The organism is Escherichia sp. Marseille-Q3837, from assembly GCF_916618735.1.
GTDB classification, from domain to species: Bacteria; Pseudomonadota; Gammaproteobacteria; order Enterobacterales; family Enterobacteriaceae; genus Escherichia; species Escherichia ruysiae.
Map to the genome: position 1 here is coordinate 687,082 of NZ_CAKAKC010000001.1, position 24,662 is coordinate 711,743.

Here is a 24,662-nt window from a genome sequence, read left to right on the forward strand (position 1 = left end):
CAATTACTCATTATCCGGGTTAAGACGACGACGGCTGATGATACGCAACAGACGCCACAGTACCCAGGCCAGCAATACCACGCTGATTGCAGCCAGCACCGCCAACAGAATCGGGTGATTAGCCAGTGCATACCACAAACGTTCGAACCACGGCAGATGACCAACGTAATAGATGTCGCCGACCCGCAAACTGTTAACACCAGATTCACGGATCACCGCGACCGAGCCGAACATGGTGGCGCGTTTGCCGCTATCGTTCACCGCATCGTTAAGCATTTCGTAACCGCGCGGACTGTCGGCCAGGAGAGCAATCACGCTGCGCTGGTCGTTATACGGTGACTGGAAGCCAATCACCGCTGCCATCGCGCCAGAAGAGGTCAGCGTTGACTGAGTTTCTGCCGCACGGTCGTTTTCGTCCGGCACAATACCCGGGAATAGCGTCTGGCGCATTGGCGTTTTCACCCAGCTTTCGGTGGCCTGTACCAGCATGTCAATCTGCTTGTCGTCTTTTAATTTGTCCGGGATTCCGCCGACGATCATGATGTCGGCATCTTTCCCCTGAATGGTGCTGCCATCATCGGTCACGGTCAGGTTAATCGCCGGGAAGCCCGTCTGCGCGCCGATAAAGCCAACGGTATTCAGTAAGGTTTCCATCTGTGCTTCGTTGGGCGCTTTCGGCATTACGGTGATGGTTTGTGACAGATCCGCCATCCGGCTGAACGGGAAGCCCGCATTGGCAAACGCGCGCAGATCCGGCATCGGAATGAAGTGGTAATACTTCGAGAAGTCGATAGTGGAGTCGTCGCCAATCACCACATGGTTCTGCACCGGCTGGAAGGTAATACAGTTATCCACCGATCCGCCCGGCATCGGGTTCATGTACTCAAAGTCGAAGCGCAGCTGGTTGGTCGCCCCCAACTTCAACGCCGGAATAGAGACATCCGTTTTGCCGTCCAGCAAACCTTGTAACACAGGAATACGCAGCAGCAGGCGGTTCGCCTCCTGTTTGCTACTCAGGTTGAAGGATTGCAGGAACTGGTTATTCAGGCTGATATCCATCCGCGAACTGTCTTTCACCGGCGGCATGGTGTAGCGGTAATTAATATCCATATCAATGCCGGTACTGCGCATCAGGTAGAGATCCGGCGGCAGGTTTAGCGAAACGTTAATCGCTGCTGGCTCAAGACCGCTGGATTGTAACTGTTCTTCATAGGTTTTCAGTTCACCAAAGGTGACCGGACGATCGGTACGTACCCAGTTCGGCGCATCGTAAGGCTTACGCGGTAGCAGCGGTTTCACTTCATTCACTACCACGCTTTCACCACGGAACAGAATGTTACCCTGAGCGATACCTTTCGCTGCCTGCAACAGGTCTTTGTCGTCACGACCAAACACCACCAGCAGTTTGACGTAAGGATTCTGCGGATGGTTGATCATCTCAATCACCGGGGCTTTTACCGCCGGATGATCGCGCAGGAAGTCCGGGCGTTTGTCGTTAGTCGCAAAAACAATCGCATTGCGATCGGGAAGCTGGTTATAGAGTACCGGGAAGTTCTGCCCACGCCAGCCAGAGCGCGAGCCAAACCACGAGGCAACAATGGCGGAAGCCTGTTGCAGCGCAACATCCGGCGCGCCCGCAAAGACCATCGGCAAGATGTTGGCACGGTTATCGCGTGGGTCAAAGAATGGAATCGGGAAGTGCGACAGGTCATTCTTCACATTCAGTGATTGATACGTCAGATCCAGTCCGCTACTGCGTCCGACATCCAGCCAGAGCGTTGTGCTGGCAGGGTTTTCGCACACATCCTGATAATGACCGACAAACTCCAGCCGCACGCGGTTGAAGTCGGTAATAAACAGTGGGTTAATCGGCATTTGCGCCAGCGTCTTTTTACCCAACTGCTCTTTAGTCACTGGCAGCACGCCCATCAGTTCATCATTGAGATAAACTTTTAACTGCGACTGAATTGGCAGCAATGACGGCGATGGCGTGTATTCGAGATTGAGCATCGCCTTCGTCACCACTTCGTCGCTGCGCATACCAAACTCAATGCTACCGTTCGGGTTGATACCTCGCAGCACCATGCTGCCCGGCGGCGGCGCGATTTGCGCAAAGGTCAGCTTCACATCACGCGAAGAGCCGTTCTGCGCGACGACTGGCGCATCCGCTCCCTGCACGCCCGGCATCACCTGCCCCACCTGCGGATTTTGTTCCGTCTGGGCAGGAACAACTGGCTCAGCATTGATCAGTGGTTGCGTTGCTGGCGTCGCCTGCGTCATAAAAGAGGGGAATGCGCTCATCCCCATTGCCACTGCACAAATCCAGAATAGTTTTCTTTTCATCGCGTTATCATCATTGTTGAGCCAAAGCCTGATCCGATGGTTGTACCGTTTCGCTCCGCTCCGGGCGGCGCGGAATGAACGAAACAACCCAGGAAACCAGAGAAGTCAGCGCACGGAAAATGCCCTTCACTGAAGAAGGTGCAAATTCCGCCAGATGGCGGTAGCCACGGAAGCCGAGCTTCAGAATATCCAGCAGACTTTCCAGCGGCTTATCTTCCGGGTAGCTGTCCTGCCAGAGCGCCCATGTATCCGCACGGGCAAACGTACACTGCACAAAATCGATATGTTGCTGGGTGGTGAGCGGCATCAATTGCAGCCCGACTTCGTTACCCATCACGCGTGCCACCTGGGTCGGGAAGACGTATTCCTGTTGACCGCGTTTGAGTAGCAGATTCACTTTCTGCCCTTCCAGGATCTGCGCCTGACCGTGGATTTTGATCCCCAACCCACCGTCGGAGAAGTCCTGAACGGTGCAGGAGAAAAGGTGACCATCTTCGCGGGCAATTGCCGCTGGCATCGTCATCTCAACACGATGCGAACGACGAACCTGTTTACTTTCAACCGATACCGCTACCGCGCCACCGAGAATAATCAGGTTGTAGAACACCCACACCATACTGACGACGACGGTGAGCATTTCGGTTGGCGGACCGTAAAAGTAACGCCAAATGCCAACAGCGACACCAACCAGGTTGAGCAGTACGAGGAAGATGTACGGTCGCGAGATCACCCAATCGACATACTCTTCCTCCACCAGGCCACCTTTGGCGGTGACGTTAAATTTGCCTTTGTGCGGGTTAATCAGCGCCACCAGCGTCGGTGGTGCGATATACCATGCCAGCACTGTTTCGTAGATTTCACTCCAGAACGAGTGGCGATATTTGCCCTGAATCTTCGAGTTAGTCAGGCTGGCGTGGATCATATGCGGCAGCACAAACAGGGCGATCATCAACGCAGGTGCGTAGATGATATAGGCATGAAGCAGCAGGAACGCCAGCGGCGCAGTCAGGAAGATCAGCCGTGGAATGCCCGACAAGAAATGGAACATGGCGTTGACGTAGCACAGCCGTTGCGCGAACTTCAGCCCTTTACCGGTGAGCGGGTTATCAAGGCGGAAGATTTGCACCATCCCGCGCGCCCAGCGAATACGCTGACCGATATGCGCCGACAGACTTTCGGTAGCCAGCCCCGCCGCCTGCGGAATGCGCATATACGCGGAGGTGTAGCCACGACGGTGCAAACGCAAAGAAGTGTGCGCATCTTCGGTTACCGTTTCGACGGCAATACCGCCAATCTCATCCAGCGGCTTACGGCGGATCACCGCACAGGAACCGCAGAAGAAGGTGGCATCCCACATATCGTTACCATCCTGCACCAGACCGTAGAACAGCGTGCCTTCATTCGGCGTTTTACGAAAACGTCCCAGGTTGCGTTCAAACGGGTCTGGCGAGAAGAAGTGGTGCGGCGTCTGCATCATCGCCAGTTGTTTTTCTTTCAGGAACCAACCCATGGTCATTTGCAGGAACGAGCGCGTTGGCACGTGGTCGCAGTCGAAAATCGACACAAACTCGCCTTTGGCATATTTCAGCGCATTGTTGATATTGCCCGCTTTCGCATGTTCATGAGTGGTACGGGCGATATATTTCACCCCAACGTTTTGCGCAAACTGGCGAAACTCCTCCCTGCCACCGTCATCGAGGATCCAGATGTTCAGCTTGTCTTTCGGCCAGTCGATACCCAGCGAGGCGTAAATCGTATTTTTCACCACGCTGAGATCTTCGTTGTAGGTCGGCACAAAAATATCCACCGACGGCCACAGCGACATATCTTTCGGCAGCGGTACGGGCTGACGATTCAGCGGCCATACGACCTGGAAGTAGCCGAGCACCAGCACAATCCATGCGTAGGTTTCGGCGAACAACAGAATTAAGCCGCACACCAGACTGACCGGATCATCCCAGTTCAGCGTGGAGGTGTAGCGCCACCAGATATAACGGCAAGAGACGGTCAGCGACAGCACAATCAGCATCAGTGCAGAGAAGCGTCCCGGCATTCGCCGTACCATTAATGCCACACCCCACAGCAACATCAGGAAGATAAACTGCGACAGCGGGTTAAACGGCTGGGTGACGCAAATCAGCGCCAGAATCAGCGAGAATGTCACAATGATGCCAAGAATAAAACGCCGTGCTCCGGCGCTCAGATGTCCCAGCTCTTTTTTCTCATCAAGATGTTGCGTGTTATGGCTGAAGCGAGCCGGCAATTCATCCATCCATTGATGATAACGCCCACGAATATTCTGCAAGCGTGAAAACGACCGCCAGCGCGGTTTCGGCGTTTCTCTGCGCGAAGCACTGACCAGCAACCAGCAGGTCTGAATGACATAGCGCACAGGATCCAACGGACGCGGGCGCGAGGCGTTGATATGAGGGAACAGGATTTTATGTTGCGCACGAATACGCTGCCAGCGTGGGTGCTCCAGCGGAATAAAAATCCAGGCAAGGATCAGCCAGAAACAGCCGAGCGTCGCGCTGAAAGGCGACGCGCCATGACGACGATATTCCCGATAACGCCCGATAAGACGTGCGTTAACCGGCGGGATAAGCAACCACCGGGTCAGGATACTCATGATGCGCTCCCGACTGGCGTTTTCAGCCCGGAATAGTTCAACAGACACCAGTTCGCCAGCGTCAGAATTTCTTCTGCCGCCAACGCATCGCTACGGTATTCGCCCAACGGTTGTTTTGCCGCCAGACATTCAGCCATCGCTTCATCACGATGGATCAACATTGGCAACAAGCGCCGCTGGCTTTGCAACCATAGCTGGTAAATATCGTCCTGAACCTGGCTGCCGACACGAAAATCATTAATCAAAATATGCGCGCCAGCGGGCAGTGCCTGCTGATGCAGCCGAATATGACAGTTGGCATCCACGTTGACGATCGCCAGGGTGTGATCGCACAGACTCATGATTTGATGCGTTATCTGCGAGGCGTCGCGTGGTAAATCGATCAAAATCCATTGATAACGTCCGCTGGTCTTTAGTTGCTGAATACCAGTGCAAATCTCGCCCAGCCGTGTTTGCCAGTGCTGGGGATTCTCGTGTTCTTCGAGAGTCAGTTGACCAAAGGGCAGCAGATCGAGCTGTGAGGTATAGCGTAGCCCGGCATCACGCCAATCCTGGCCATCCAGCATGGCTCTTGCCCAGCCCTGGCGATGAGAAAAATCAACGTTGAATGACAGGCGCAGCAAATTGTCCGGGCAGGCATCCACCAGCAGGACATTTTCTCCCAACATTTGCAATGACCAGCCTAACGCGGCGGTAATCGTTGTCGTCCCCACGCCACCCCGCATCCCCTGCAATCCCAGAACGGCCATTCACCACACCCCTACTTTTTTTGCGCAAACTCAGCCAATAACGGCCAACGTTTTAATGCCGCAGCCAACTGTTCTCGTTGGGAAATATCGGCATAATCAATATCAGGCAGTGAAAAAGCCTGTTTTAACGCCAAAATATCATTCTGGAAGATATAGCCTATCGCGGGATCAGGCAGAATATCGGGTTCGTTGTTATTCATTATGGTTGATCCCTATGAAATAAACATATTACACAGTAAGACAATTTCGCCGCTTTATTGCTAACGGCAGCACAGAAACCCGCTCATTTTTTGACTTTCCGTTACGCAACAGAAAAACTAAAAAACGAAAAGGCTGATATCACAAGGTTTCTGGCCTGTTAAATTGATTCACATGCTAAATCTGATAAGTTTTAATTTCAATGGTAGGTTTATTTCTTAGCTTTCGCTAGTAAACTGATAATCAGACAAAATGGCGACTTGAGGGACACTGTGGACCCCGTATTCTCTATCGGTATCTCATCCTTGTGGGATGAGCTGCGACATATGCCAGCAGGCGGCGTCTGGTGGTTTAACGTCGATCGTCAAGAAGATGCTATTAGCCTGGTGAATCAAACGATGGCTTCTCAAGCTGAAACCGCGCAAGTCGCGGTCATTAGCATGGATAGCGATCCCGAGAAAATTTTCAAATTAGATGATTCTCAAGGACCAGAAAAAATAAAATTATTTTCAATGCTAAATCATGAAAAAGGTCTATACTATTTGCCCCGTGATTTACAATGTTCAGTTGTTCCCAATAATTACCTGTTCATTCTTGTTTGCGCAAATAACGCATGGCAAAACATTTCTGCCGAGCGCCTTCGCCTATGGCTGGAAAAAATGAATAAATGGTGCAGGCTAAACCATTGTTCACTGCTGGTAATTAATCCCGGAAATAATAACGATAAACAATTTTCATTGTTACTGGAGGAGTATCGTTCGCTTTTTGGACTTGCCAGTTTGCGTTTTCAGGGCGATCAGCATCTGCTGGATATCGCTTTTTGGTGTAACGAAAAAGGCGTCAGCGCCCGTCAGCAACTGACCGTCCAGCACCAAAATGGCGTCTGGGCGTTAGTTCAGCGCGAAGAGGCGGAGATCCAACCACGCAGCGATGAAAAGCGTATTCTCAGTAATATTGCCGTACTGGAAGGCGCGCCACCGCTATCGGAACACTGGAAGCTATTCGACAATAACGAAACGCTGTTCAATGAAGCACGTACCTCTCAGGCCGCGACGGTCGTGTTCTCTTTGCAGCAAAATGGGCAAATTGAACCGCTGGCCCGCAGTATTCATACATTGCGTCGCCAGCGTGGTAGCGCGTTGAAAATCCTCGTGCGGGAAAATATTGCCAGCCTGCGCGCCACCGACGAACGTTTACTGTTGGCCTGCGGCGCAAATATGGTTATTCCATGGAACGCCCCGCTCTCTCGCTGTCTGACAATGATTGAAAGCGTGCAGGGACAGAAGTTCAGCCGCTATGTACCGGAAGATATCACCACGCTGTTGTCGATGACTCAGCCGATTAAACTGCGGGGGTTCCAGAAGTGGGATGTATTCTGTGACGCGGTCAATAATATGATGAATAACACCCTGTTACCCGCTCACGGCAAAGGCGTTCTGGTGGCTCTGCGCCCGGTGCCTGGCATTCGCGTTGAACAAGCTCTGACGCTGTGTCGCCCTAACCGTACCGGCGATATTATGACGATTGGCGGCAATCGACTGGTGCTGTTCCTCTCTTTCTGCCGGATTAACGATCTGGATACCGCATTGAATCATATCTTCCCACTACCTACTGGCGACATTTTCTCTAACCGCATGGTCTGGTTTGAAGATGACCAAATCAGCGCCGAGCTGGTGCAAATGCGTTTACTCGCCCCGGAACAATGGGGGATGCCGCTGCCTTTAACGCAGGGTTCCACGCCAGTCATCAATGCCGAACACGATGGTCGCAACTGGCGACGCATACCTGAACCACTGCGATTATTGGATGATGCTGTGGAGCGTTCATCATGATGACCATCAGCGATATCGTTGAAATTATTATCGTTTGCGCACTGATATTTTTCCCGCTGGGCTATCTGGCGCGGCATTCTCTACGGCGTATTCGTGACACTTTGCGTTTGTTATTTGCTAAACCTCGTTATGTAAAACCGGCCGGTACATTACGCCGTGCGGAAAAAGCCAGGGCAACCAAAAAATGACTCAATTTACCCAAAACACCGCTATGCCTTCTTCCCTCTGGCAATACTGGCGCGGCCTTTCTGGCTGGAACTTCTATTTTCTGGTCAAGTTTGGCCTGTTATGGGCGGGATATCTTAACTTCCATCCGCTGCTTAACCTGGTGTTTGCCGCGTTTCTGCTAATGCCTATTCCGCGCTATAGCCTGCACCGTCTACGCCACTGGATAGCCCTGCCAATCGGTTTTGCATTGTTCTGGCATGACACCTGGCTACCAGGCCCGGAAAGCATCATGAGTCAGGGTTCGCAAGTGGCTGGTTTCAGTAGCGATTATTTAATCGACCTCGTTACTCGCTTTATTAACTGGCAGATGATCGGAGCCATTTTTGTATTGTTAGTGGCGTGGTTGTTCCTGTCACAATGGATTCGTATCACCATATTTGTCGTCGCTATTCTGGTATGGCTGAACGTACTTACGCTGGCTGGACCAAGTTTCTCCCTGTGGCCTGCCGGTCAACCGACCACGACGGTGACAACGACGGGCGGTAATGCAGCGGCAACGGTCGCAGCCGCAGGCGGTACGCCGGTGGTGGGTGATATGCCTGCGCAAACCGCGCCGCCGACAACCGCGAATCTTAATGCATGGCTGAATAATTTCTATAACGCCGAAGCGAAACGTAAATCGACCTTCCCATCCGCGCTTCCGGCAGATGCACAGCCATTTGAATTGCTGGTCATCAACATCTGCTCACTCTCCTGGTCGGACATTGAAGCTGCCGGGTTAATGTCGCATCCGTTATGGTCGCATTTCGATATTGAGTTCAAGAATTTCAACTCTGCGACCTCATACAGCGGCCCGGCGGCGATTCGTCTGCTGCGCGCCAGCTGTGGTCAGACTTCGCACACCAATCTGTACCAACCAGCCAATAATGACTGCTATCTGTTCGATAACTTGTCAAAACTGGGCTTTACCCAGCATCTGATGATGGGGCATAACGGTCAATTCGGCGGCTTCCTGAAAGAAGTGCGCGAAAATGGCGGTATGCAGACAGAATTGATGGATCAAACGAATCTGCCGGTTATTTTGCTGGGCTTTGATGGTTCGCCGGTTTATGACGATACCGCCGTACTTAACCGCTGGCTGGACGTTACTGAAAAAGATAAAAACAGCCGTAGTGCCACGTTCTACAACACGCTTCCACTGCACGATGGCAACCATTATCCGGGCGTCAGCAAAACAGCGGATTACAAAGCGCGGGCGCAGAAGTTCTTTGATGAACTGGACGCATTCTTTACTGAACTGGAGAAATCGGGTCGTAAAGTGATGGTGGTAGTGGTGCCAGAACACGGCGGCGCGCTGAAGGGCGACAGAATGCAGGTATCTGGCTTACGTGATATCCCTAGCCCGTCTATCACAGACGTCCCCGTTGGCGTGAAATTCTTCGGTATGAAGGCACCACACCAGGGGGCACCGATTGTCATCGACCAACCAAGCAGTTTCCTGGCAATTTCTGATCTGGTGGTTCGCGTTCTCGACGGTAAAATTTTCACCGAAGACAATGTTGACTGGAAAAAACTCACCAGCGGATTGCCACAAACAGCACCGGTATCCGAGAACTCAAACGCGGTGGTGATTCAATATCAGGATAAACCGTACGTTCGCCTGAACGGTGGCGATTGGGTGCCATACCCGCAATAAACACGAAAAAGGCCGCAGAGTTTCACCCCTGCGGCCTGGTTCGGGCGCAAATTGCCATTACGGCAGCCGACACCCGCACGGCACGTTACTTCCGCTTATTCAGCCAGCTCACGATCAGGCTGGCGAGAATGCCAGCAATGACCGGAGCCGCTAAATCGTGCCAGAAGGCCATGCCTAACTGCGCGAACGTCATATAGCCGCCTGTGTTGTAATGACAACGTTTCGCGGCTATTCTTAAGCGGTCTAGGTTCAAGATTAGCCCCCGTGATGTTGTCAGGTGTATACCTGCAACGTGCGGGGGTTTTCTCTCTCCAGCAACCAATGCCACCAGGGATAAAGCCCCCGCAACATTGCGCCTCACCGGAACCCTCCGGCTTGCGGCTGATTCTACTGACGCTTTCTGCCCCTGGCATCTGCCTGTTTTTCACTTTGCGCGATACATTCCAGCTTATTTTCATATTTGCAGAATTTTCACTGTACGCATTACCCGCGCTCTGACACCAGACTGGTAGTGAAATGCGCAATTTTGTAGAATTGCGCCTCCTCGCGATTCTCCCCGGTGAATCTGTTGCCTCATTCTTAGCACACTGCGTATTCGACTTCTCCGCCTGTTGCGCAAGAGAAACGGGGGATAACCATCTTTGCGGGGCTGACTTCTTTCTGGACAGGACTTTATGCAGGACAACACATTACAACTACGCGATCAGAAATTACCATTTACGCGATACGACTTCGGCTGGGTTTTATTATGCATAGGAATGGCAATTGGTGCCGGAACGGTGCTGATGCCAGTACAAATTGGGCTGAAGGGAATTTGGGTATTTATCACCGCCGCCATTATTGCTTATCCAGCAACCTGGGTAGTGCAGGATATTTATTTAAAAACACTATCTGAAAGTGAATCCTGTAATGACTACACCGATATTATCAGTCATTACCTGGGGAAGAACTGGGGAATATTTCTCGGCGTTATCTACTTTTTGATGATTATCCACGGGATTTTTATCTATTCCCTCTCCGTGGTTTTCGACAGCGCCTCATACCTGAAAACCTTCGGTTTGACCGATGCCGATCTTTCACAATCCCTACTTTATAAAGTGGCTATTTTCGCCGTACTGGTAGCTATCGCGTCAGGTGGGGAAAGATTATTGTTTAAAATTTCCGGCCCGATGGTGGTGGTCAAAGTGGGCATTATTGTGGTGTTCGGTTTTGCGATGATCCCGCACTGGAATTTCGCCAATATAACCGCGTTCCCACAAGCCTCCGTCTTCTTTCGCGACGTCCTGCTTACTATCCCTTTTTGCTTCTTTTCTGCAGTATTTATTCAGGTGCTTAACCCGATGAATATTGCCTACCGCAAACGAGAAGCAAATAAAGTGCTGGCAACACGACTCGCGCTGCGCACCCATCGGATTAGCTATATCACGCTCATCGCGGTGATCCTGTTTTTTGCCTTTTCGTTTACCTTTTCGATTAGCCATGAAGAAGCCGTTTCTGCCTTTGAGCAAAATATCTCGGCACTGGCACTGGCGGCACAGGTGATCCCTGGGCATATCATTCATATCACCTCTACGGTGTTGAATATCTTTGCTGTACTGACCGCATTTTTTGGCATTTATCTCGGTTTCCACGAGGCCATTAAAGGCATTATTCTCAATCTGTTAAGCCGAATTATTGATACCCGAAAAATTAACTCACGCATACTGACTCTGGCAATTTGCGCTTTTATCGTCATTACGTTGACGATTTGGGTTTCGTTTCGTGTATCGGTGCTGGTGTTCTTTCAGTTGGGAAGCCCGTTATATGGCATTGTGTCGTGCCTCATTCCGTTTTTCCTGATCTATAAAGTCGCACAACTGGAAAAACTTCGCGGGTTAAAAGTCTGGCTGATTCTGCTGTACGGCATTTTGCTGTGCTTGTCGCCACTGTTGAAGTTGATTGAGTAAACCGGAGCGCATGGCCCCGGTTTTGTGAGTTAACGCTGCGGATTTTCATCCTGATCAACAGCAAAACAAGCGACCAGTTGACCGCCGTAGTCTTTTAGCTGCGGCTGCAACTGGGTGCAGGGGCCGAAGCGTCGACGACAACGAGCATTAAAGGCGCAGCCCGGCGGTGGATTGAGTGGGCTTGGCAGTTCACCGGTAAGCTTAATGCGCTCGCGGCGATCGTCCGGGTTCAGGCGCGGCGTCGCGGAAAGTAGCGCCTGAGTGTACGGATGGCGCGGGTTATTGAAGATTTGGTCTTTCGTTCCCTTCTCCACGCAGCGGCCCAGGTACATCACCATCACTTCATCGGCAATGTGCTCCACCACCGACAGGTCGTGGGAGATGAAGACATAAGAAAGCCCCAGTTCCTGCTGCAAATCCATCATCAGGTTGAGCACCTGCGCACGCACCGAGACGTCCAGCGCGGAAACCGGTTCATCGGCAATCACCACGTCCGGGTCGAGCATCAGACCACGTGCAATGGCGATACGCTGACGCTGACCGCCGGAAAACATGTGCGGATAGCGGTCGTAGTGCTCGGTTTTCAGGCCGACTTTCGCCATCATCGACAGGGCTTTTTCCCGACGCTGTTCTTTGCTTAAGCTGGTGTTGATCAGCAGCGGCTCTTCGAGAATTTGCCCAACTTTTTTACGCGGATTCAGCGAACCGTAAGGGTTCTGGAAGACAATCTGGATTTTCTGCCGACGCAGCTTCTGCGCCTGCGGATCGTGCTTAAGCAGATCCTGCCCCTGGTAATACAGCTCGCCGCCGGTGGGCGTTTCAATCATCGTCAGCAACCGACCGAGGGTCGATTTACCGCAGCCAGATTCGCCCACTACTGCCAGCGTTTTGCCACGTTCAAGGTTAAACGAAACACCATCCAGCGCCTTCACCAGACGTTCCGGTGCGAACATACCTTTCTTCACCGGATAATGTTTTTTCAGGTCGATAGCCTGCAACAGCGGTTGTTGCGAGGTGGCCTCTTGCGTACTCATAGTGTGGGCCTCCCGGCATCATCAAGTGGGTAATGGCATTTGGACTGACGCCCGTCAGCAAGCATATTCAGCGCCGGTTCTTCAGCGCGGCATCTGTCAGTGGCATAGGGACAGCGCGGGTTAAGCAGGCAGCCGTTCGGGCGGTCGTACTTGCCGGGAACGACACCAGGCAACGACGCCAGACGTTCTTTGTCCTGAGCAAATTCCGGCAGCGCGCGTAGCAATGCCTGAGTATACGGATGACGCGGCGCACGGAAGATGGCGTGAGCATCGCCCGTTTCCACCACCTGGCCTGCATACATCACGATGATTTTATGCGCCGCTTCCGCCACCAGCGCCAGGTCATGGGTGATCAACACCAGCGCCATATTCTCTTTCTGCTGCAACTCCAGCAGCAGTTCGATGATTTGCGCCTGAATGGTCACGTCCAGCGCGGTGGTCGGTTCATCGGCAATCAGCAGTTTTGGCCGACAGGCAATCGCCATGGCGATCATCACGCGCTGGCTCATTCCGCCGGAAAGCTGATGCGGGTAAACATCCAGACGCGATGCCGGATCGGGAATACCGACCTGATTCAACAGGTCAATCGCCCGCTGACGGCGGGTACTTTTGTTACCGCCCTGATGCACCTTAATCGCTTCCATAATCTGGAAACCCACGGTGTAGCACGGGTTGAGACTGGTCATCGGGTCCTGGAAGATCATCGCTACTTCGGCACCCACCAGATTGCGGCGCTCTTTTTCCGAGATACGCTGCAAATCCTGGCCATTAAATTCCAGCTTTTCCGCCATCACGCGACCCGGATAATCAATCAGCCCCATAATCGCCAGTGAACTGACCGATTTACCCGAACCGGATTCACCCACAATCCCGACCACTTCGCCCTGTTTCACGCTGTAGCTGATGCGGTCTACGGCGCGGAACGGTGCGCTTTCGTCGCCGAAATGCACCGATAATTTATCTATATTTAATAACGCCATCTCGAACCTCTTACTGCTTCAGTTTGGGATCGAGCGCGTCACGCAGACCGTCACCCATCAGGTTAAATGCCAGCACCGTCAGCAGGATCGCCAGACCAGGGAAGGTCACGACCCACCAGGCGCTTTGCGCGAACTGCAACACATCGGAGAGCATGGTGCCCCACTCCGGCGTTGGCGGCTGCGCCCCCATACCGAGGAAACCAAGAGCAGCCATATCGAGAATGGCGTTAGAGAAACCGAGCGACGCCTGAACAATCAGCGGCGCAAGGCAGTTGGGAAGAATATTGATAAACATCTGGCGCAGCGCCCCGGCTCCCGCTACGCGAGAAGCGGTAACGTAATCGCGATTCACCTCCACCAGCACGGCGGCGCGGGTTAAGCGGACATAGTGCGGCAAGGCAACGAAGGTCAGCGCCAGCGCGGCGTTACCAATCGACGGGCCGAAGATAGCCACCAGCACCAGCGCCAGCAACAGGCTTGGCAGCGCCAGCATGATATCGACCACGCGCATGATGATGTTATCGACCAGGCCGCCAAAGTAACCGGCGATCAGGCCGAGAATAACGCCCATAATCAGCGATAACACCACCACCAGACAACCGACCAGCAGCGACAGCCGTGCACCGTACATCAGGCGCGACATCACATCGCGACCAACATCATCGGTGCCCAGCAAGTGCGCCATGCTGCCGCCTTCCTGCCACGCTGGCGGGGCGAGCAGCGCATCGCGGAACTGTTCCGCCGGGTTATAGGGTGCAATCCAGTTGGCAAAGATCGCGATAAACAGCACGATGACGACGTAAACCAGCCCGACGACCGCGCCTTTGTTGCGTTTAAAATAGTGCCAGAACTCCTGTAACGGGGTCATCGGCACCGGTGCAGTAATCACTTTATTTTCAGTAACCTGTGACATGATGTTCCCTTACTTCTTATGACGAATACGCGGGTTCACCACGCCGTACAGCAGATCGACCAGCAGGTTGACGAGGATAATCATCGTCGCCACCAGCAATACGCCGCCCTGCACTACCGGATAGTCGCGGCGTTGCAGTGCGTCAATCAACCAGCGCCCCAGACCGGGCCACGAGAAGATGGTTTCGGTCAGAATCGCCCCCGCCAGCAATGTTCCCACCTGAAGGCCGATAACGGTCACCACCGGCAGCATCGCGTTACGCAGCGCATGGACGATAATCACCCTAAGGCGGGTCAGCCCTTTGGCTCGCGCGGTGCGGATGTAATCCTCGCCCAGCACTTCCAGCATGGAGGAGCGCGTCATACGAACGATAACCGCCAGCGGGATAGTACCCAGCACAATAGCGGGCAGGAGCATATGGGCGACGGCATCGATAAAGTTACCGTCTTCCCCCCAGATGGCGGTGTCGATCAGCATAAAACCGGTTAACGGATTGGAATCATCGAGAAACACCATGTCGCTCACGCGACCGGAGACAGGCGTCAGGTTCCAGTGCACTGAAACCAGCATGATCAACATCATGCCCCACCAGAAGATTGGCATCGAGTAGCCGGTCAGCGCCAGACCAACCGCCGTGTGATCGAAAATGGAACCGCGTTTAACCGCAGCCAGTACACCAACCGGAATACCGACCGCAGTCGCAAAAATCATCGCGCAAACACCAAGTTCCAGCGTAGCCTGGAAGCGTGGCACGAACTCTTCCCAAACCGGGATGCGGCTTTTCATCGAAATGCCTAGATCGCCGTGCATAACGCCCCAAATGTAATGGAGATACTGCTGCCACATCGGCTTATCTAAGCCGAGTTCTGCCAGCAATTGCGCATGACGCTCTGGGGAGATCCCACGTTCGCCCGCCATGATCATCACCGGATCGCCGGGGATCATGTGAACAAAGGCAAAGGTGAGAAGGGTAATACCGATAAACGTGGGGATGACGAGTCCCAAACGTCGGAGAATAAACTGCAACATAACCCGGATTCTCTATAGTGACCCGCAGCCTGGAACTGCGTGTCTGTATTGCTCACCAATCAATTCCCGCCCGTGCCGGACAGGGAATGAAGTATTGCTGCCGGATGGCGCTGCACTTAAAGGCACAGCACCACCGGGTATGCAGATTGTTGACAAAGTGCGCTTTGTTCATGCCGGATGCGGCGTAAACGCCTTATCCGACCTACAAAATCGAGCAAACTCAATACATTGCAGAATTTTCGTAGGCCTGATAAGCGGAGCGCATCAGGCAGTTTTGCCTTTGTCATCAGTCTTGTATGACTTTTAATTATTCGATAGAGACGTTTTCGAAGTGATGTTTGCCTAATGGATCAACCACATAGCCTTTAACTTCTTTGCGTACCGGTTCAAACACGGTGGAGTGAGCGATGATCAGTGCCGGAGCCTGATCGTGCATCACCACCTGTGCTTGTTTGTACAGTTCAACGCGCTTGTTGTGGTCGTCGGTAGCACGCGCCGGTTGAATCAGATCTTCAAACGGTTTGTAGCACCATTTTGAGTAGTTGGAGCCTTGTTCAGAGGCGGCGCAGCTGAACAGGGTGGCGAAGAAGTTATCCGGATCCCCGTTATCGCCAGTCCAGCCCATCATTACCGTCTGATGCTCGCCATCTTTCGCACGCTTGAGGTACTCACCCCATTCGTAGGTGACGATTTTGGCCTGTACGCCCACTTTCGCCCAGTCCGCCTGAATCATCTCCGCCATGCGGCGAGCGTTCGGGTTATACGGACGCTGTACCGGCATTGCCCACAGATCGATGGAGAAACCTTTTTCCAGACCGGCTTCTTTCAGCAAGGCTTTCGCTTTTTCAGGATCATAGGTGTAATCCTGAACGTCGTCGTTATAGCCCCACATGGTTGGCGGGATCAGGTTTTTCGCTGCCACGCCCGCGCCCTGATAAACCGCTTTGATTATCGCGTCTTTGTTCACCGCGTAGGTCAGTGCCTGGCGAACTTTCACGTCATCCAGTGGTTTTTTCTGCACGTTATACGAGAGATAACCGACGTTCAGCCCCGGCATTTCCATCAGGTTGATGGATTTATCCTGCTTCATGCGGGCGATATCTGCCGGGTTCGGGTACGGCATCACCTGGCATTCGTTCTTCTGCAATTTTGCGTAACGCACAGAAGCATCAGGAGTAATAGAGAAGACCAGCGTATCGATCTGCGGTTTGGTGCCCCAATAACCATCAAATGCTTTGTAGCGAATACGGGAATCTTTCTGGTACTGCTGTAACTGGAACGGGCCAGTGCCGATTGGGTTGAGATCCAGTTTTTCTGGCGTACCGGCTTTCATCATCGCGTCAGCATATTCTTTTGACAGAATAGAGGCGAAGTCCATTGCCAGGTCAGCGAGGAACGGCGCTTCCGGACGCGTCAACACGAACTGAACGGTGTTGTCGTCCACCTTCTTCACTTCGCTGATCAGCTCCGGCAAGCCCATGCCTTCGAAGTATTCGTAGCTGCCGCCAGAAACTTTATGGTACGGGTTTTGCGCGTTTTTCTGACGATCGAACGAGAACACCACGTCATCGGCGTTCAGTTCGCGCGTCGGTTTGAATTCTTTATTGTCATGCCACTTCACACCTTTACGCAGATGGAAGGTATAGGTTTTACCGTCTTCGCTGATTTCCCACTTTTCAGCGAGGCCTGGAATCACTTCGGTGGTGCCGATTTTAAATTCAACCAGGCGGTTATAAAGCGGTACGGAAGAGGCGTCATAGGTGGTGCCGGAGGTAAACAGCTGCGGGTTAAACCCTTCAGGCGAACCTTCTGAGCAATAAACCAGAGTTTTAGCCTGAACACTTGCTGCAACGGTCATAGCCACCAGGCTGAGACCAAGCTTCAGCATCCCTGACTTTTTCAAGGAAATACGCATTATTCTGCTCCAATTGTGATGTTTGTTGTTTTAACCCTTTGCAGTGGGTTGTCGTTGCCTGACCTTTTTTGTTTTTTGCCCGGTCGGGTCAACGTTATGAGGTGGGGATGCCGTACTAATTAACATCAGTGTAACAGTGCGGATCCTCCATAAAATGCCCCTCGTGACCTACAATCTGTCAACAGAATGTGAAAACGTCAATACAGCCAACCGGGATTTACACCAACGGTGAGAATCCACAAACAAAGATTAAAAAAACTTCAAACCGCTATTTGCAGCAGAGAAATTTGTGCTACTCCAACATAACCAGAACAATCACCTTAATATTTCGCAACAATTGGTGATTAAGTTTTATGCTTTTAATGAAAAAAATCTGAGGAAAAGGTGGATATCTGAGCGATTAATACCATGAACGCTAAAACGCACAGCGGAAAATGCCAGCGCCAGCCATAAGTAACGCAATAATAGATTTAAGCAAATATAAAAAAAGACAATGGTTTCTGTCACAAATCCGTTAATGGATAGTGAGATATGGGGCGCAAATTTGGCAGGGAAATGTGTGATGTGTAGGTCGAATAAGGTGTTCACGCCGCATCCGACAATGGGCCGGCACATTTGCCTGATGCGACGCTGGCGCGTCTTATCAGGCCTAGGTCGAGTCGAACCTCCTGCCCCCGGAGGTTCTCATCCTCTTCAGGCCGCAGAAAGCAAAAAACCAGCCCATAGGCTGGTTTTTCTAAATTGGTCGGTGATAGAGGATTACTCGCCACTTCGTGGCTCGCCCTGCGGGCCGTTGCTGGCGCAACGTTCTCTCGCTTCGCTCGAGTCGAACCTCCCTCCCCCCGGAGGTTCTCATCCTCATAGGCTACAAACGCAAAAAAGCCTGCTCGCTGAGCAGGCTTTTCGAATTTGGTCGGTGATAGAGGATTCGAACCTCCGACCCCTTCGTCCCGAACGAAGTGCGCTACCAGGCTGCGCCAATCACCGAATGCGGGGCGCATCTTACTGCGCAGATACGCCCTCGTCAATCCCTTAATAGCAAAATGCCTTTTGATCGGCGAGAAAGTCAGCAGGCCGCTTAGTTAGCCGCAACAGCCTTCGCCTGTGGGATGTGGCACCAGTTGTTATTTTCGTTAATTCCACCATCCGGTGAAGTATAGCCGAGACAGCCCATGATGGTGTCGTACAGCTCTACGTGACGGCGCGGTACTTTCATATCGGCTTCTTTTTTCAACTGCGCGAATGCCTGCGCATTGGCCGGATTTTCCAGATATTTATCTGACATCCAGACCATCATCGGCACGCGGAACTGCTCCGGCGGTGCATATTCACGTGGTGTACCATGCAAGTGCTCACGCTCGTTAATCGACTCACCGTGATCCGCCGCGTAGAACACAATTGCTTTCTTATCGCGGAATCTGTCGATCACCGAGTCGATAAAATGATCTACGTAGGTGATGGAGTTATCGTATGAGTTGATCATCGGCGCTTTTGGACATTTGCGATCAATTGCATAACACTCTGGCTTCCACTGGGCAAACTCACGTGGATAACGCTGAGTATAATTGTAGTGCGACCCTTTGGTATGCAGCACAATCAGATGCTTACCTTCTGGTTTTTTCTCCAGAGAACGTTCAATTTCATTCACCAGCAACATGTCGTCTACCGCTTTTCCACGGTTACGTGGCTCAGCCGCGATTTGCTCACGGTAGGCAATGTTGTCAGCCATGGTATTGCTGTAGAACCACATCTCGCTCTGCATGGCGTACAAATCGGAGCTAAAACCCAACTGTTTGAGAACCGCAAATACGTTCTGTTCTTTAAGAGTACGTTGAGGGTTATCTTCCGTTCCACCTTCACGCACAAACATACAGCGTAGTGATAATTTAGTCGCGGTATCGCAAGAATAACCTCGGTACATAACCAGGTTTTTCTCTTTTGCCAGCTTCGGCGTTGTATCACGCTCGTAGCCCAACATTCCCATATGATCCCAACGCGTGGTTTCACCAATAATGAAAATCACATAGGTATCGTCGAGATTTTGCGTCGGGGTATAGGTGAATTTTTTCGCCGGATTCATCAGCGAACGATTGTCTGAAGATTCATCCACTTGCGCCCAGGCATACAGCCCCAACGCAGAAAGCCAGTTCGAGGGTAAATACGAGTTCGCCAACACCCCGCCATAACTAGGCATATCCACCCCAGCCATGCGATCGGCACGCTTTTGCGCTACATCCATCAGACGTATTGGCCCCCATACCAGCAAGCCCGCTAACAGCACAGTAAGCGCGCTACGCCAGCGTGTTTTCGGGGTACAAAGCTGACGCCAGAAGGTGTCTTGTGAGCGGTTCATCCAGATAAATAGCAACGGGATAATACTCACCAGTACAACCCATGCGATAAGCGTCCAGCCAACCACTTCTTTCGACAGGTCGATATCGGTGGTCATCACCGAAGCGACAATCCCGTAACCAATCATGACGTTCATAAATGTCATGTAGTAGCTAGCTCCGGCAGAAATCAGCACCAGCAATGAAGCCAGCACTTTCCAGGCCGTTCTGCCAAAGAGTGAAATTAAGCGTAAAAAGAAGAAGGTTGCCAGAACCGTCCCTGCCAGTTCGATAACCGCCGAAACGCCATTAAGAAAAGTGAAGTTATGCGCGTAACCGTCAAACCGACGGAAATAGACTGCGCAATTCATAAACAAACCAATATAGACAGCGAGAAAAAAGCTTAGCTTTTGCTGCGTTATCGTTTTGATGTATCTCATGCAAACAAACCCTGGGATAAAGGGGAAAAAATATCCAGCACTCCGTTTTTGCAGTGGGAGTATCAGGAAAAAATGCAGGAGTAGTGAACGCCATCCCCTGCTCATGTCGTTAAGTAGACCACAGAGAGAAGGAAAAGTGGCAATGAAGTGAGTTTTAGCTACAGATATTTACAAAAAGCAAGTCAGAATGCAGACCAATAATTAACTGTTCTTGTAAAAAAGAGGAGTAATCTCCTCTTTTTCTGCCAAAAGTCCGAAACTGGTTACTCATACTCCACGGAGAAATTGACCATGGCATTTGCATGTCCAGACGTTGCATTGGCGTTTACAACGACATAACTCACTTTGTAGTTCAGTTGGGTTGTTGTTCCATTTACTGGCCACTCTATCGCCGTTCCACCAGCGACTTTCGGAATCTGTTTTGTGCCCTTGCCGTCAACAATTTGCAGGGCTATTCCCGTTGCGCCTCCGGCATCCAGAGCAAAAAGAGAGTTATCATTGGTGTCAGGAAGGCCGTCCATTGTTACTTTAGCTTTTGATATTCCGTCACAATCTTTTAATTCGATTACGAAATTTTTTTCGTTTATGACTCTTCCGACCGTGACTGGCTTCATTAACATCATTTTCCCCATGACAACTTCTAAATCAGCGGCTTCAAACTCACACCCTTTGGCCACGACTGAAAGAGAAAACGTCAGTTTTCCTGCTTCACCGAGGCTTATTTTGGCTTCAGCGCCGGGAAAATATGCCAGAGCTAAAAAGGGTAACAGGCAACGTATACTATTTCTCCACATGATGACTAATCCATATCCAGAAAGATTGTTGCAACCCCACTATATTGCCCTGCCGCTGGAGCATTTCCGGTCGTGCTGATTGGTGCTGCTTTCAGTTTAATTGTTGCATCGCGATGTTGTTGGGAATCGTTCGAACCGAGGTTTAAGTTAACACTGCTGTTGGTATCGTTAGGCTTTAAGACATTGCCGTTTGGATCCATAACCAACACACCAATGTCTGGGTTACCCATATCGATGGCACGCTCGTCAGCCTGACTTGTGTTTCCTTCAATCCTTAGAGATACCTGAATGCCATCGGTAATATTTTCACAATCGAACTGGAGGTTAATCTCTTTTTCAGTGCCTCCAACTGGAATGGTTCCTTTTTTATTTTTAAATGCCGAAGATGGGTACTCACCGAAGGGGACATCCAATACCGTACCGGCGTCAATTTTACAGCCTTGTGTAAAGGTCAATTTTCCTGCAATACTGACCGTAGAAAGTGGATCCCTGTATGTATTTTTTTTCTTTGAGGCATACATTGTTGCAATAAGCGTGTAGGGAATTTCCACCTCACCCTGAACAGGCTTTGCTATATAAAATGACAGATAGCCATTACTGCCAAATTGCCCCAGATTATTACCTTTACAGTCTTGAGAAGAGTTATTTAAATTAGGGATCTGACTATTGGCCTCCGGAACGCGGAACATCACGCTTGGACCTTGAATCATGGTCATTACTTCCAGCTCATCGGTTAACCGGTAGTATTGCTCACTGTTTATTTTTCGCGTTGCCGTAGATAAGTTACTCACGACTTTAATCAGTGTATCCTTTTCCGTTTTATAAGTATCCGGACACTCACAAATAAAACTAAAAGGCTGCCCAACACCAGCCCATGAGTAAATTAATCTTAATTCAGTACCCGCTTTATTTTTGCTGGCATCCATAATATCAATATCAAAATTGACTGGATAATCATGAACACCTGAAGTCGATGTACAGGGTCCCCAATCTGCAGCCATAACATTATTGGCCGTAAACAACATGCTTCCAACAAAAAACAGACTTGAAATTTTCATCATATTATCTATCCCTGATCATTGGCAATTTGTTGTCACAGAAATAATACCTGACGATTTTTCCTTAATCGGCAGTTCATATTTCGCAACGCATTGTTGTGAAGTATCTTTACCCCATACGATCTTCACATCCCCTTTTTTAGGCATCCCGCTGATATATAACTGCCCATCTTCACCAACAATACCGCTAATCTGTTCACTTTTATCTGAAACCAGCGTTGCAGTTGCACCAAAGGGGACGCTCACTTCATTTTGCCGAATTAATGTCATAAGAACTCGATAACCCACACGGGTATCGAAATGCGCCCGTACGACAGCTCCTCGCGTTGGCACAACTGTCTGGAATGCGCTGTTCATATCAACACTGTCATTCAACGTTTCACTGCGAATGGACACATCATTTTCACGGTAGATGCTCAGATAAGGAACGACCGCATTACCTTGCCAGTCAACACTCACACCACTATTATTTAATACTTTCGCCCCCCGGGCACCTGGTGCTGAAACTATACCAATGGTTTCACCCAAAGGTTGGGAAAGCGAGATCCCTTCACTGTGCGCTACAATGCCACCACGCAGGCTGTAGTTAGTCTGCTGGTAGTCTTTACCATAGCTGTAACCCACGCTGATATTACCGGCGCCGCCCTGGTACGCCAAACTGGCATTACCGCTATTACCAACACCATTACTGGAATACCCTTCCTGAACGTTATAGCTAAGATTGCGATCTTCTAACAGAGTGCCATTGACGCCAAGCTGTTGTGTCGTACGACCATCCTGATCGGTTGTCACGCGGTAGTTACTCCATGCCCGACCAAACGGAATGGAAACATTAAATGACCACAACTGGTCGTTTTCATCCCATTCAGGGCTTTTATTCCAACTGTAAGCAATACTGTAATTAACACGTCCAATACGACCGTTGTACCCGGTAGCCAAAGAAAGGCGCTTACCGTCATCATTCCAGTAATCCTGCTGGGTCATATTGAAATAAACCGACCCATAGGTGCCCAATTGCTGTGTCAAATTACCCTGAATTTCACTACGCTTATGGTAACGGCCGTAATCACTGTCAGCACCGCTACGCACATCTGTTGCTTCCTGGAAGGTATAAAAACCACTGGTAGAATACTTGTAACCCAATAAACGGAAATCTGTGCCGCTGGCAAAGCTTTTTGAATAAAGAAAGCGGTACGATTGTCCCTGATCGGTTGCATTATTATTTAATGTACTTTTTGCCTGAGTAATATCAACCGATATTGCACCAATAGAGCCAAAGTTTTTCCCCAATCCCAGAGCAAATGCGTTGTAATCCTTAGAAATTAATGCGCCACCATAGGTGGTCATACCAAACGGTAAACCATACATCGCATTAAACTGACCAAAGCGTGGGTTGGCGCTATCGTAATTACCAGCACGGTATTCACCAGCAGAAAGGCTATATTTGAGATGCCCTTCACGTTGGAAAATAGCGACTGAAGAGAATGGCTGAATAAATCTTTGTTCACTACCATCAGCCTCTTTAACAATTACGGTTAAATCACCGCTGTTCGCTGTGGGGTATAAATCGTTAATTTCAAACGCACCTGGCTGAACAAATGCTCGATAAATCACGTAACCATTTTGTTCAATACTGACTTCCGCGTTACTTTTCGCTATCCCTCGAACTACCGGAGCAAAACCACGTTGGCTGTCTGGCAACATTTCTTCATCAGAGGCCAGTAATGCCCCGCGCATCTGCACACTGTCAAAAATATCTGAAGGTGTTGCTGTATCACCCAATGTCAGTTGCGCTTTCAGCGGAACAATGGCCCGTGTTACATAGGTGCCAATATTGTCCCACTGCTTCTCGCCGTTACTATAGCTCCAGTTACTGTAATTTCGCAGACGCCATGCCCCAAGGTTAAGGCCGCTTCGCATACTTAAGTAGTAGCTATCGTTAGTCTGGCTAGTTTCGTTTTTATCCTGGTGATGATTACCATTTTCATCAATGTAGCGATTATAACTTTTTGTATCATGAGAACTGTTACTACCGCTGAAACTGTAATCAAGAAGCAACGCGGGCACACCATCGTCCCAGCGAGATTCAGGTACTGTACCGCGAGCAACCTGCTGCATTGCCGCCTGAGGAAAACTCATCACCAGTTTTTGTTCGCTAAAATCAAAATGACTGGTCGCCTGAGGGATAATTTCATTAAACGCCACACAGGCTTCTGCTGGTATAAGGTTAAGTGCTGAAAAACTGTCTACACGAACGCCCATATCAGCCAGTTGTGTCCGGCTTAAACAAGGTATGAGAAACTCCCCCATCTCCTTTCGTTGGGATTCTGTAGCCGCCTTAAACTCCAGAGTGCGCGTTTCCATTTTTTGTTCATTGACGATTAAAGAAACGCGATATGTTCCAGGCAACTGCGCGCCATGGTCAGTTTCGTACATGGAAAGGTCAACATGCTGGTTGATCCCTGCGGTATCTTCCAGAAAACGCGGATTAAATTTTCCAGCTGTCGCAGAAAAAGAGCCTGCAACCGTAAGCGCCAATACAGATAAAGAAAAGGGCAAAGAAGTGTAAGTGCGCGAAACGACCATCCATGACATTAAGTTGGTTCCC

18 protein-coding genes, 1 tRNA gene and 1 other RNA gene are annotated in these 24,662 nt (G+C 50.7%); 4 read left to right on the top strand and 16 right to left on the bottom strand.

Features of this window, described 5'->3' with window-relative positions:
• Positions 1–3: 3 nt before the first annotated feature.
• The 4 genes from bcsB to bcsR are packed head-to-tail and all read right to left on the bottom strand — an operon-like array spanning position 4 to position 5,921.
• On the bottom strand, positions 4–2,343 hold the full coding sequence (gene bcsB, locus LG381_RS03260) for a cellulose biosynthesis cyclic di-GMP-binding regulatory protein BcsB (protein ID WP_225762020.1): 2,340 nt from the start codon (positions 2,341–2,343) through the stop codon (positions 4–6).
• Between the two features lie 10 nt (positions 2,344–2,353).
• Entirely contained in the window at positions 2,354–4,972 is a 2,619-nt protein-coding gene (bcsA, locus tag LG381_RS03265) for a UDP-forming cellulose synthase catalytic subunit (protein ID WP_000025928.1), read from the bottom strand.
• Positions 4,969–5,721, bottom strand: a complete 753-nt coding sequence (gene bcsQ / locus LG381_RS03270; protein WP_000279496.1) for a cellulose biosynthesis protein BcsQ — start codon at positions 5,719–5,721, stop codon at positions 4,969–4,971. Before bcsQ ends, bcsA begins: the two co-directional genes overlap by 4 nt.
• A gap of 11 nt (positions 5,722–5,732) precedes the next feature.
• Entirely contained in the window at positions 5,733–5,921 is a 189-nt protein-coding gene (gene bcsR, locus LG381_RS03275) for a cellulose biosynthesis protein BcsR (RefSeq protein ID WP_001063311.1), read from the bottom strand.
• A gap of 258 nt (positions 5,922–6,179) precedes the next feature.
• Between bcsR and bcsE the strand changes: the two genes are divergently transcribed.
• Genes bcsE through bcsG form a run of 3 tightly spaced genes read left to right on the top strand, consistent with a single transcriptional unit; the run spans position 6,180 to position 9,615 of the window.
• Positions 6,180–7,751, top strand: coding sequence for a cellulose biosynthesis c-di-GMP-binding protein BcsE (gene bcsE / locus LG381_RS03280; protein WP_001205753.1), 1,572 nt, complete (start codon positions 6,180–6,182; stop codon positions 7,749–7,751).
• The gene (gene bcsF / locus LG381_RS03285) at positions 7,748–7,939 is read left to right on the top strand and encodes a cellulose biosynthesis protein BcsF (RefSeq protein WP_000988318.1); all 192 of its coding nucleotides are present in this window, start codon (positions 7,748–7,750) and stop codon (positions 7,937–7,939) included. Before bcsE ends, bcsF begins: the two co-directional genes overlap by 4 nt.
• Positions 7,936–9,615 carry a cellulose biosynthesis protein BcsG gene (gene bcsG, locus LG381_RS03290; protein WP_000191562.1) on the top strand — a complete coding sequence of 560 codons (1,680 nt, stop codon included), beginning with the start codon at positions 7,936–7,938 and terminating at the stop codon, positions 9,613–9,615. The genes bcsF and bcsG overlap by 4 nt, the downstream gene beginning before the upstream one ends.
• Before the next feature lie 85 nt (positions 9,616–9,700).
• Here bcsG and LG381_RS03295 read toward each other — a convergent pair whose 3' ends face one another.
• Positions 9,701–9,808: a type I toxin-antitoxin system toxin Ldr family protein gene (locus LG381_RS03295; RefSeq protein WP_000141666.1), complete on the bottom strand. Its 108-nt coding sequence runs from the start codon at positions 9,806–9,808 to the stop codon at positions 9,701–9,703.
• A gap of 481 nt (positions 9,809–10,289) precedes the next feature.
• Between LG381_RS03295 and LG381_RS03300 the strand changes: the two genes are divergently transcribed.
• Positions 10,290–11,561, top strand: a complete 1,272-nt coding sequence (locus tag LG381_RS03300; RefSeq protein ID WP_001153787.1) for an amino acid permease — start codon at positions 10,290–10,292, stop codon at positions 11,559–11,561.
• Between the two features lie 29 nt (positions 11,562–11,590).
• Here LG381_RS03300 and dppF read toward each other — a convergent pair whose 3' ends face one another.
• The 11 genes from dppF to lpfC form a co-directional block, all read right to left on the bottom strand.
• Positions 11,591–12,595 (bottom strand): dipeptide ABC transporter ATP-binding subunit DppF, encoded by a 1,005-nt coding sequence (dppF, locus tag LG381_RS03305; RefSeq protein ID WP_000107036.1) that lies wholly within the window; start codon positions 12,593–12,595, stop codon positions 11,591–11,593.
• On the bottom strand, positions 12,592–13,575 hold the full coding sequence (gene dppD, locus LG381_RS03310) for a dipeptide ABC transporter ATP-binding protein (RefSeq protein ID WP_135385354.1): 984 nt from the start codon (positions 13,573–13,575) through the stop codon (positions 12,592–12,594). Before dppD ends, dppF begins: the two co-directional genes overlap by 4 nt.
• 10 nt (positions 13,576–13,585) lie before the next feature.
• Positions 13,586–14,488: a dipeptide ABC transporter permease DppC gene (gene dppC, locus LG381_RS03315; protein ID WP_000084683.1), complete on the bottom strand. Its 903-nt coding sequence runs from the start codon at positions 14,486–14,488 to the stop codon at positions 13,586–13,588.
• Between the two features lie 9 nt (positions 14,489–14,497).
• The gene (dppB, locus tag LG381_RS03320; RefSeq protein WP_000938858.1) at positions 14,498–15,517 is read right to left on the bottom strand and encodes a dipeptide ABC transporter permease DppB; all 1,020 of its coding nucleotides are present in this window, start codon (positions 15,515–15,517) and stop codon (positions 14,498–14,500) included.
• 307 nt (positions 15,518–15,824) lie between these two features.
• Complete coding sequence (gene dppA, locus LG381_RS03325; protein ID WP_001222867.1) at positions 15,825–17,432, bottom strand: dipeptide ABC transporter substrate-binding protein DppA; 1,608 nt, start codon at positions 17,430–17,432, stop codon at positions 15,825–15,827.
• A gap of 742 nt (positions 17,433–18,174) precedes the next feature.
• Positions 18,175–18,308: non-coding RNA, RtT sRNA (locus LG381_RS03330), on the bottom strand.
• A gap of 34 nt (positions 18,309–18,342) precedes the next feature.
• Positions 18,343–18,419 (bottom strand) — tRNA-Pro (locus LG381_RS03335).
• A gap of 91 nt (positions 18,420–18,510) precedes the next feature.
• Entirely contained in the window at positions 18,511–20,202 is a 1,692-nt protein-coding gene (gene eptB, locus LG381_RS03340; RefSeq protein WP_105290799.1) for a kdo(2)-lipid A phosphoethanolamine 7''-transferase, read from the bottom strand.
• A gap of 263 nt (positions 20,203–20,465) precedes the next feature.
• Positions 20,466–20,996, bottom strand: coding sequence for a long polar fimbrial protein LpfE (lpfE, locus tag LG381_RS03345; RefSeq protein ID WP_225762021.1), 531 nt, complete (start codon positions 20,994–20,996; stop codon positions 20,466–20,468).
• A gap of 5 nt (positions 20,997–21,001) precedes the next feature.
• On the bottom strand, positions 21,002–22,057 hold the full coding sequence (locus tag LG381_RS03350; protein ID WP_225762022.1) for a fimbrial protein: 1,056 nt from the start codon (positions 22,055–22,057) through the stop codon (positions 21,002–21,004).
• Positions 22,058–22,072: 15 nt separating this feature from the next.
• A complete protein-coding gene (lpfC, locus tag LG381_RS03355) occupies positions 22,073–24,649 on the bottom strand; it encodes an outer membrane usher protein LpfC (protein ID WP_032226950.1) in 2,577 nt (858 codons plus the stop codon).
• Positions 24,650–24,662 lie beyond the last annotated feature (13 nt).